Here is a 10165-nt window from a genome sequence, read left to right as displayed (position 1 = left end):
TATCGGGGCGGGTCATTAAGCCATAAAACCACTCCTGTGCAAGCACATCGTGGTTTCAGGCTTTTGACCCTGGCATCTTATTATCTTACCATAAAAGAAAGGGGTTGCACAATCGAAAAAAAAGGAATATCCTTACTGCGATTCTTGTGATAAAATAACGGGTACAAAAAGATTTTTGGAAATATATAAGGAGGTACATATGACAAAAAAACAGCTTGCGCTGGAAGTGATCGAGCGTTTAAAGAAGGAATATCCTCTGGCAGACTGTACGCTTGATTATGATGCGGCATGGAAACTGCTGGTTAGTGTCCGGCTTGCGGCACAGTGTACGGATGCCAGGGTAAATGTTGTGGTTCAGGATCTCTATGCGAAATATCCGGATGTAGATGCTCTTGCGGAAGCGACACCGGAAGAGATCGAGGCGATCGTAAGGCCATGCGGTCTTGGAAAAAGCAAGGCACGTGATATCAGTGCATGCATGAAAATGCTGCGTGATGAGTACGACGGCAAAGTGCCGTGTGATTTTGATGCGATTTTAAAGCTTCCGGGCGTGGGAAGAAAGAGTGCAAACCTGATCATGGGCGATGTTTTCAAAAAGCCTGCGATCGTCACGGATACGCACTGCATTCGTCTGACAAACCGTATCGGTCTGGTAGATGGGATCAAAGATCCGAAAAAAGTCGAAATGGCACTCTGGAAGATCATTCCACCGAAAGAAGGTAGTGATTTCTGCCACAGACTCGTTTATCATGGCAGAGAGGTCTGTACAGCGAGAACAAAGCCTTACTGTGACAGATGCTGCCTGGCGGATATCTGTGCAAAAAATGGAATTTAAAATATGGAGATAATAAGGAAATGAGAAACACAGCAACAGATCTGACAGAAGGTACACCTTGGAAGATTATCATGCGATTTTCGATTCCATTGTTTTTTACGTTTTTACTGCAGCAGTTTTATAACATGGTAGATACGATCGTTGTAGGACAGTTCCTTGGAAAAGATGCACTGGCGGGCGTTGGTTCTACCGGGGCGATCAATTTTATGATCATCGGATTCTGTATGGGACTTGCCAATGGTTTTGTCATTCCGGTCGCACAGCGTTACGGGGCAAAAGATTATAAAGATATGAGAAGGTTTGTGGCAAACAGCATCTGGCTGACCGCTTTTTTTGCGGCGATCATGAGCATCACAGTCTGTATTTTATGCCGCAGCGTGCTGATCGCCATGAAGACACCGGCAGATATCCTGGATCTTGCATATGATTATATTTTTATCATTTTTGCAGGGATACCGATCACACTTGCCTACAATCTCCTGACCGGGATCATCCGTTCTCTTGGGGATTCCAAATCGCCGCTGATCTTTCTGCTGATGGCAGCAGTGGCAAATATCGGATTTGATATCCTGTCAGTAACGGTTTTGAAACTCGGCGTTCGTGGACCGGCTTTTGCGACACTGCTTGCACAGGCATTTTCCGTGGTACTGTCTCTGTGGTGTATAAAGACAAAGTTCCCGATCCTGAAAATGGAGCCGGGAGAATGGAAATTGCATGGCAAACACATCGGTATCCTCTGTAAAATGGGTATTCCGATGGGACTTCAGTATTCGATCACAGCGATCGGCAGTGTCGTGCTTCAGACCGGTATCAATACACTTGGTTCGGCAGCCGTTGCCTCGGTTTCGGCGGCATCGAAGCTTTCGATGTTCCTGGCGTGTCCGTTTGATGCGATCGGTTCGGCCATGGCAACTTACACCGGACAGAATGTCGGGGCAGGCAAGATCGAGCGTATCGGTCAGGGATTAAAGGCATCCGTTCTGATCGGTATCACATACTCGATCCTGATTTTCCTGGTCATGCTTTTTTCTGCAAAATACTGGATGCTTCTGTTCATAAATGCATCCGAAACGGAGATCATACATAATGCAGTGCTGTTTATTCTTGCAAACAGCGGATTTTACATTGCACTTGTTTTTGTCAATGCGGTTCGCTTTACCATTCAGGGAGCGGGATTCAGCGGTCTGGCAATCCTTGCAGGTGTCATGGAAATGATCGCAAGAGCCATTATCGGCGTGATCATGGTTCCGTATCTGGGATTCGCAAGCGTATGTTTTGCCAGTCCTCTGGCATGGATCATGGCAGACTGTTTCCTGATTCCGGCGTACTGTCATGTGATCCGAAAGCTGAAACAGAGAAGGGCACAGGGTGTGCCAAATATGTAGATTTTGTTAAGAAGTGTTAAGAAAAGTTGACATTAACCGCATCTTCATTGTACAATGAAAAAGGGAGTGGACTTGAAACACACTGAAAATCAGAGAGAAAAGGGGGATTTTTCATGTATAATAAAAAGAAAATTGCGACATTACTGGTAATCGGAATGGCCGCAATGTTTATGATGAACGGCTGCCAGAAAAAGGCATCTGAGACGGAGACGACGAAACAGACGACAGCTCAGAGCGAAAGTACTGCACAGACCGAAGCAGCTACAACATATACCTCAGAGAGCAATTCATTTTCTTTTGATCTTCCGGATTCTGCATGGGTAGCGACAAAGGAAGGCATTGAGAATAAATGGGCATTTATGAAAGAAGGCGTCGGCACGATCCGGATCACGCACAAAAAGTCAAAGATCAAGGAGAAGAATCTGCCGAAGTCTCAGGAAGATGCGATTGCTCTTTTAAACGATATCCAGGAGAATGCATTTTCTCAGGTAGAATATAAAAAAGACAGCACCAATGGTACAGAGCTTTATTATTATGCTGCATCCACGCAGGACGCAGATCTTGGTTACGTTTATCTGATCAAGTATCTGATCAATACGGACACCGAGAGTTATACGATCACGGCAAAACTGACATCCAGTGACAGTACGGTGCAGCAGGCAGTGAAAAGTGCCGTTACCAGCTTCAAAGTTTTAAATGATGACAGTAAAAAGACAGATTCTGATGCAAACTCCGGATCTTCGGCAGGCGGCAGTGCATCTTCAGACAATGCAGATAACAGCTCTGCTCCGAAAAATACAGAAGACAGTGCTGCAGACAACATTTCCGGCGAAAGTACAGGCGATTCTTCCGGTGCATCGACCGATGAAGAATACCGCTATTTCTTTGATGCAAACGGAAATACGATCTACGCTTATCCGTCTGAGGACGGCAGCTGGCGTGATGATAACGGAACTTCTTATATTTTCCTGGAAAACGGCGTAGAAGATTCCAACGGCACACAGTATTACTACGATCCGCCTCAGGGAACGGCAGGAACAGACTCTTCAGCCGGTTCCGGTAATTCATCCAATTCCGGAAGTTCCTCAGGTGATGGCATGGTCATTGGTTTCTATGATATCAATGGAAACTATCAGACAGCGACACAGGATGCAAACGGAAACTGGATCGGCAGTGATGGAAAAACCTACACTTTCGATGAAAAAGGGGCAACAGACAGCGACGGCAATTTCAGCAAATGGTAAAACAGGATAAAAATGGGATATAAAGGAGTGTAAATATTATTATGAAAAATAAGGCATTACATTTTATGGCAGCAGCAGTCCTCTCATCGGCTCTTCTGATGACAGGATGCGGCAGCCACAGTGGGGATACGAACAGCAGTACAAAACAGACCCAGGATCAGACACAGCGGGGAGCAGGTCAGGATTCTGCCCAGACTTCAGCCGCAGAGGATCAGAATCAGGCATTGGATGACCAGAATCAGAGCCAGGATACGCAGACACCGGAAACACATCCGGATCTGGAGACAAGAGTGGAAACAGAGGTAGTGCAGCAGCCGGAAACACAGGCACCGGATACCGAGAATAATATCGATAATCCGGCAGCCGATAATGGTAAAGGCGATACCAATGGCTTCTATGATGATGGCGGAACCTGGATCACCGTTCACAAAAACAGCCAGGGACAGTGGGTTGATGAAAGCGGTATGACCTACCAGTTTGGCGATGATGGCGTAACCGATCAGAATGGCGTTTTCTATCCATATTAAACCGGTTTTTGATTGACATTATATCTGCGAAAGCGTAGAATATGGAAGTCAAAGAAGGTAACAACCAGAATGGAGGAGTATAGATGAAAATGAGATCAAAAATCGTAACTTGTCTGCTACTCGCTCTGTCCATTTCCTGTCTGGCTACCGGCTGTAAAAAGAAAGCACAGGAAACTGAGACGAGCAGCGAAACGATTCGTGTTACAGAGAAACAGACAGATAGCGAAACAGCAAAGAAAGCTACAAATACATCCACAACATTTAAATCAAAAGATGGCAGTATTTCTATCAAACTTCCGGATGACACCTGGACAATGAAAAAAGAAGGCACAAAAGAATGGACCTTTGAGTCACTGAACCAGGGAACGATCACGATCGTACATTATTCCGGAGATGAGACGAACGGACTTGTTTTCCCGTCCTCTGAAGAAGAAGTACTGAATAATCTGGAGAAAGCCGGAAAATCCAAAACCGATTATGCAGTTGTAGAATACAAGAAAAATACCATGGGTTCTTACGAGGCATATCACACAACCATCAAATGTAAGAGTACAAACAGTAAGTATGCGTACTCGGTAGCGTATAATCTGGTAGGAGATGAGGATATTTATTCGGTCAATGGTCAGGTTATGCAGGATGATGCAACGGCAATGGAAGCGATCCGTACTTCTGTGGAGAGTCTGAAACTGCTGAAAACATCGAGCACAACAACATCTGAGACTAAAAAGAATAATACAACATCTTCCGAGTCGAACAGTACAACACAGTCCGAGTCCGGAAGCACAGCTTCTACCGATGGCAATTCTGATTCCAACCACAACGGTCAGTATGTTTATGACAGCAACGGCAACGCAGTTTATATCTATCAGGACAGCGACGGAAACTGGGTAGACAGCAGCGGAGCGATTTATTATTTTAATGCAAACGGTATCACAAACAGCAACGGTGCAAGCTTTACCTACAATCCGCAGGGTGGAAACAGCGACAATAACAACAACGGCGGAAATGGCAATAACGGTGGTGATAACAACAATAACAACGGCGGAGCTACTCAGACCAACAGTTTCTATGACAATCAGGGAAATCTGATCACAGTTTATAAAAACAGCAACGGAAACTGGGTAGATGGAAACGGCATTGTTTACACCTTTGGTCAGTATGGTGTAACCGATAATTACGGCAATTATTATCCATATGACAACAGCGGAAATAATAACGGCAACAACGGAAATAACGGCAACAATGGAAATAATGGCAACAATGGAAACAATGGTAATACCGGTGGAAACACAGGTGGAAACACAGGAGGTAATACCGGCGGCAGCACCAACGGTTTTTATGATGACCAGGGCAATTATATTTCCGTGACACAGGATGCAAACGGAAACTGGGTAGACAGCGGCGGAATGCAGTATACATTCGGTAACGATGGCGTAACCGATGCAAACGGAAACTTCTATCCATACTAAAAACAGAAAAGTGCAGAGACGCACATCATGTAATCATGCAGAATATACAAAGGACAGCAGAGAAAATCTGTTGTCCTTTTTACGTTAATTGGAAAAGATTCAAACTTTTATAAGTGGCGGGCAACAGATTTGTCTGAGTGGGGTTTCATTTTCGAATAGTAAGATTCTTTACATGGATTTTACATGGCATTGCAGAGGATTTGATCTTGTGGCAGTAAAATAAATTTATGGTTAAAGGTATAATGCCATTTTTATGGGATTTAGCTCAGGTCTCACGTGCGTCTGGCTTAAATACACGCAACGAAAAAGCTGTTAAGGGCATCACATTTTATTGAGGAGGAGAGAATAATAAATGAGAAAATATATGAACCGGGAACTGTCGTGGCTGAAATTTAATGAACGTGTTTTGGAAGAGGCGGAAAATAAAAAAGTGCCGCTCTGTGAAAGACTGAATTTTGCAGCAATCTATCAGAGCAATCTTGATGAATTTTTTATGGTGCGTGTGGGATCACTCGTAGATCAGATGCTTTTGAAGAAAGATATCCGTGATAATAAAACGAATCTTACACCGGAGGAGCAGATCAAAAAGATCCTTGCGGAAGTCGGAAAACTGAACCGTAGCAGAAATGTCGTTTACGATGAAATCATGGAAGAACTGGAAGAATATGATATCTGCATCACGGATTTCAAGAAGATGAATGAAAAAGAAAGCGAATACGTTAAACGCTATTTTCAGGGTGAAATCGCACCGATCATTTTCCCGACGATCGTGGCAAAAAGACAGCCATTTCCATTTCTGCGAAATAAAGAAATCTATGCAGTCGTAGTGCTGGAGACAAAGAGCGGAAAAGAGAAGCTGGGTATCATTCCATGCAGCAGTGGTATGTTCAAACGTCTGATAGAACTTCCCGGCAAACGCGGCACTTATATTCTGGCAGAAGAAGTGATTCTCCATTATATGCCGGAAATTTTTAAGGGTTATCGTGTAAAAGCAAAATCACTGATCCGCATCACCAGAAATGCAGATATTGACGCAGACGCACTGTATGACGAAGATCTGGATTATCGTGATTTTATGGTGGAAGTGATCAAACAGAGGAAAAAACTGGCTCCGATCCGTCTGGAATTGTCACGGGAAATGGATGGTGAAGTGATCAGTACTCTGTGTCATTATCTGGATCTTGACCGTGACTATGTTTTCTATAATGAGGGACCGCTGGATCTGTCATTTGTCTATGAAATCCAGGATAAACTGCGTTACGTGCCGGAACTGTTCTATCAAAAACGGATTCCGCAGAAATCTGTGCAGTTTGAAGAAGGCAGACCGATTCTGGATCAGATTCTGGAGGGGGACAAATTTTTATCTTATCCGTATGACAGCATGAAACCGTTTCTTACGATGCTGCATGAAGCTGCAAACGACAAAGATGTCCTTTCCGTAAAAATGACGCTCTACCGTGTGGCAAAACAGAGTAAAGTGGTGGAAGCTCTGATCGAGGCAGCGGAAAATGGCAAGGAAGTGCTGGCACTTGTAGAATTAAAGGCAAGATTTGACGAGGAAAATAACATCGAGTGGTCAAGAAGGCTGGAGCGTGCCGGATGTCATGTGATCTATGGGCTGGATGGATTTAAAGTACATTCCAAACTGTGCCAGATCACCAGAAAAGCCGGCGATGAAGTGCAGTATATCACGCAGATCGGAACAGGAAATTATAACGAAAAAACAGCGTGCCTTTACACAGACCTTTCCCTGATGACAGCCGATACAGAGATCGCAAAAGAGGCGAGAAGAGTTTTCCAGGCACTGGCGATGGGAGAAATCGTAGAACACACAGACAAATTGCTGGTAGCACCGCTCTGTCTGCAAAATAAAGTGCTGGCGATGATTGATGATGAGATTGCAGCTGCACTTGCCGGAAAAGATGCTTATATCGGGCTGAAAATGAACGCTCTTACTGACAAAAAGATCATAGACAGGCTGATCGAAGCTTCCTGTGCCGGAGTAAAAATTGATCTGATCATCCGCGGTATCTGCTGTCTGATCCCGGGCGTAAAAGATGCAACGGAAAATATTCGTGTGATCAGCATTGTAGGAAGATTTCTGGAACATTCGAGAATTTATATTTTCGGAAGTAAGGGAAGAGAGAAAGTTTATATTGCGTCAGCCGATTATATGACGCGAAATACCTTAAGACGTGTGGAAGTCGCAGCTCCTGTCTGCGATCCGGCAATCAAGGAACGTCTGCTTGAGATGTTCCGGATCATGTTAAATGATAATCAGAAGGCCCGCCATGAGGATTCGGAAGGAAATTACAGAATCCCGATGACGATCGAGCGTCCGGTGGATGCTCAGGAAACCTTCTATCAGCAGGCGTATGAAGCAGCAGCGTCAAAAAACGTGTGACGGCGACTGTTTTGCGTTTATAATAGTCTTATTTTCAGGTATGATAAATGTAAAATGTATCTGCTCACGACAAATTCCCCGCCGCAGGGCAATGACGCAATGTGCTCCATCTGGACTGCCATGCGGAGGCATTTCGGCATAAAAAAAGGACACCGCAATTTTGCGGTGTCCTTTTGTATAAGCTTTTGAAAAGTTTGATTTCGGCAGTCTTATTCTTATTTCTGAGGACCAGCGGAAACCAGAGCTTTACCGGCAGCATTTCCTTCGTATTTAGCAAAGTTCTTGATGAATCTGTCAGCCAGATCTTTTGCTTTTGTTTCCCATTCGGAAGCATCAGCGTATGTGTCACGTGGGTCCAGGATAGCTGGATCAACGCCTGGCAGTTCTGTAGGAACTTCGAAGTTGAAGTATGGAATGGTCTTTGTAGGAGCATTCTTGATAGCTCCGTTCAGGATAGCATCGATGATACCACGAGTATCTTTGATGGAGATACGTTTGCCTGTTCCGTTCCATCCTGTATTTACCAGGTATGCTTTTGCACCGCTCTTCTCCATTTTCTTAACCAGTTCTTCTGCATATTTTGTAGGATGCAGCTCCAGGAATGCCTGGCCGAAGCAAGCTGAGAATGTCGGAGTCGGTTCTGTGATACCACGTTCTGTACCAGCCAGTTTAGCTGTGAAACCAGACAGGAAGTAGTACTGTGTCTGAGCTTCTGTCAGGATAGATACTGGAGGCAGTACGCCGAATGCATCTGCGGACAGGAAGATTACGTTCTTCGCAGCCGGTGCAGAAGAGATCGGGCGAACGATGTTCTGGATATGGTCGATCGGGTAAGATACACGAGTATTTTCTGTTACGCTCTTGTCAGCGAAGTCGATCTTGCCGTTTTCGTCCAGAGTAACGTTCTCAAGCAGAGCGTTACGTTTGATTGCATTGTAGATATCCGGTTCGGATTCTTTGTCCAGGTTGATAACTTTTGCGTAGCATCCGCCTTCGAAGTTGAATACGCCGTTGTCATCCCAGCCGTGCTCGTCATCACCGATCAGCAGACGTTTCGGGTCTGTAGAAAGAGTTGTTTTACCTGTTCCGGACAGACCGAAGAAGATTGCTGTGTTTTCACCGTTCATGTCAGTGTTTGCGGAGCAGTGCATGGAAGCCATGCCTTTCAGCGGCAGGAAGTAGTTCATCATAGAGAACATACCTTTTTTCATTTCTCCGCCGTACCATGTATTTACGATAACCTGTTCTTTGCTTGTGATGTTGAACATAACAGCTGTTTCAGAGTTCAGACCCAGCTCTTTGTAGTTCTCAACTTTTGCTTTGGAAGCGTTGTATACAACGAAATCCGGCTCGAAGTTTTCCAGTTCTTCAGCAGTCGGTTTGATGAACATGTTTGTTACAAAGTGAGCCTGCCAAGCAACCTCAACGATGAAACGGATTGCCATACGGGTGTCTTTGTTGGCACCGCAGAAAGCATCTACTACGAACAGTCTCTTGTTAGACAGTTCTTTGATAGCCAGTGCTTTTACAGCATCCCATGCTTCCTGAGTAGCCGGATGGTTGTCGTTTTTATATTCATCTGTTGTCCACCATACAGTGTCTTTGGAATTCTCATCTTTTACGATAAATTTGTCTTTCGGAGAACGACCTGTGTAGATACCAGTCATAACGTTGACAGCACCCAGTTCACTTTCCTGGCCTTTTTCAAAGCCTTCCAGAGTAGGTTTTGTCTCTTCTTCGAACAACATCTCATAAGATGGATTGTACACGATCTCAGTAGTTCCAGTGATGCCATACTTGCTTAAATCAATTTTTGCCATCTGATTAACCTCTTTTCTTTTATACTTAAAGTTAAAGAAATGATGCCCACTTCTCTATCATCATTATACATATTTACCCGGCAAAATCAATAAAAACTTTCTGAACTTTTTGCTGAAAATGTATGAAATCTGCTGTTTCTGAATGAGTTTGAACGAATAACAGCAAAAAAAGCGGGGAAGAAACGCCAGATTATGCACGAGAGTTGCTCAGTTTTGAACGTTTAGTCAGGCGAACATATAAATAGAATATTTTTTTCATGTGAAAATTATATGATGATGCCAGGGGCGGATTGTGGGAGTGCAACGCACGGAACAATCCGTAGGCATCATAGTTGGGGACTTTTGACACCCACATCATATAATGATGCCAGGGTCAAAAGGTCTAAATGTCGTTCCTGCCTGTACGGGAGTGATTATGTGGCTCAATTTGTGGTAATTGTGTCTTGCACAGTTTGAGAAAGTACTTTAAACTTAGCAGATG

Annotated in this window: 7 protein-coding genes; 6 read left to right on the top strand and 1 reads right to left on the bottom strand. The window is 44.3% G+C overall.

The annotated features are described in order from the left end of the window. Positions 1–199: 199 nt before the first annotated feature. The 6 genes from LKD42_RS10125 to ppk1 all read left to right on the top strand — a co-directional run bounded on the left by LKD42_RS10125 (position 200) and on the right by ppk1 (position 7864). Positions 200–835 carry an endonuclease III domain-containing protein gene (locus LKD42_RS10125; RefSeq protein ID WP_248835611.1) on the top strand — a complete coding sequence of 212 codons (636 nt, stop codon included), beginning with the start codon at positions 200–202 and terminating at the stop codon, positions 833–835. A gap of 20 nt (positions 836–855) precedes the next feature. Then, positions 856–2220: an MATE family efflux transporter gene (locus LKD42_RS10120; protein WP_248835610.1), complete on the top strand. Its 1365-nt coding sequence runs from the start codon at positions 856–858 to the stop codon at positions 2218–2220. Between the two features lie 113 nt (positions 2221–2333). Then, entirely contained in the window at positions 2334–3464 is a 1131-nt protein-coding gene (locus tag LKD42_RS10115) for a PsbP-related protein (RefSeq protein ID WP_248835609.1), read from the top strand. A 41-nt stretch (positions 3465–3505) separates the two neighbouring features. Then, positions 3506–3991 (top strand): hypothetical protein, encoded by a 486-nt coding sequence (locus LKD42_RS10110; RefSeq protein WP_248835608.1) that lies wholly within the window; start codon positions 3506–3508, stop codon positions 3989–3991. An 83-nt stretch (positions 3992–4074) separates the two neighbouring features. Next, positions 4075–5460, top strand: coding sequence for a hypothetical protein (locus LKD42_RS10105; protein ID WP_248835607.1), 1386 nt, complete (start codon positions 4075–4077; stop codon positions 5458–5460). Between the two features lie 352 nt (positions 5461–5812). After that, entirely contained in the window at positions 5813–7864 is a 2052-nt protein-coding gene (gene ppk1, locus LKD42_RS10100) for a polyphosphate kinase 1 (RefSeq protein ID WP_248835606.1), read from the top strand. A 215-nt stretch (positions 7865–8079) separates the two neighbouring features. Here the strand turns inward: ppk1 and pckA are convergent, their stop codons facing one another. After that, a complete protein-coding gene (pckA, locus tag LKD42_RS10095) occupies positions 8080–9684 on the bottom strand; it encodes a phosphoenolpyruvate carboxykinase (ATP) (protein ID WP_248835605.1) in 1605 nt (534 codons plus the stop codon). Positions 9685–10165 lie beyond the last annotated feature (481 nt).

Origin of the sequence: Hominisplanchenecus faecis (genome assembly GCF_020687205.1) — a bacterium.
In the GTDB taxonomy this organism is placed as follows: domain Bacteria; phylum Bacillota; class Clostridia; order Lachnospirales; family Lachnospiraceae; genus Hominisplanchenecus; species Hominisplanchenecus faecis.
Note: the sequence above shows the minus strand (reverse complement) of the source record. Positions and strands in the feature narration are given on the sequence as shown.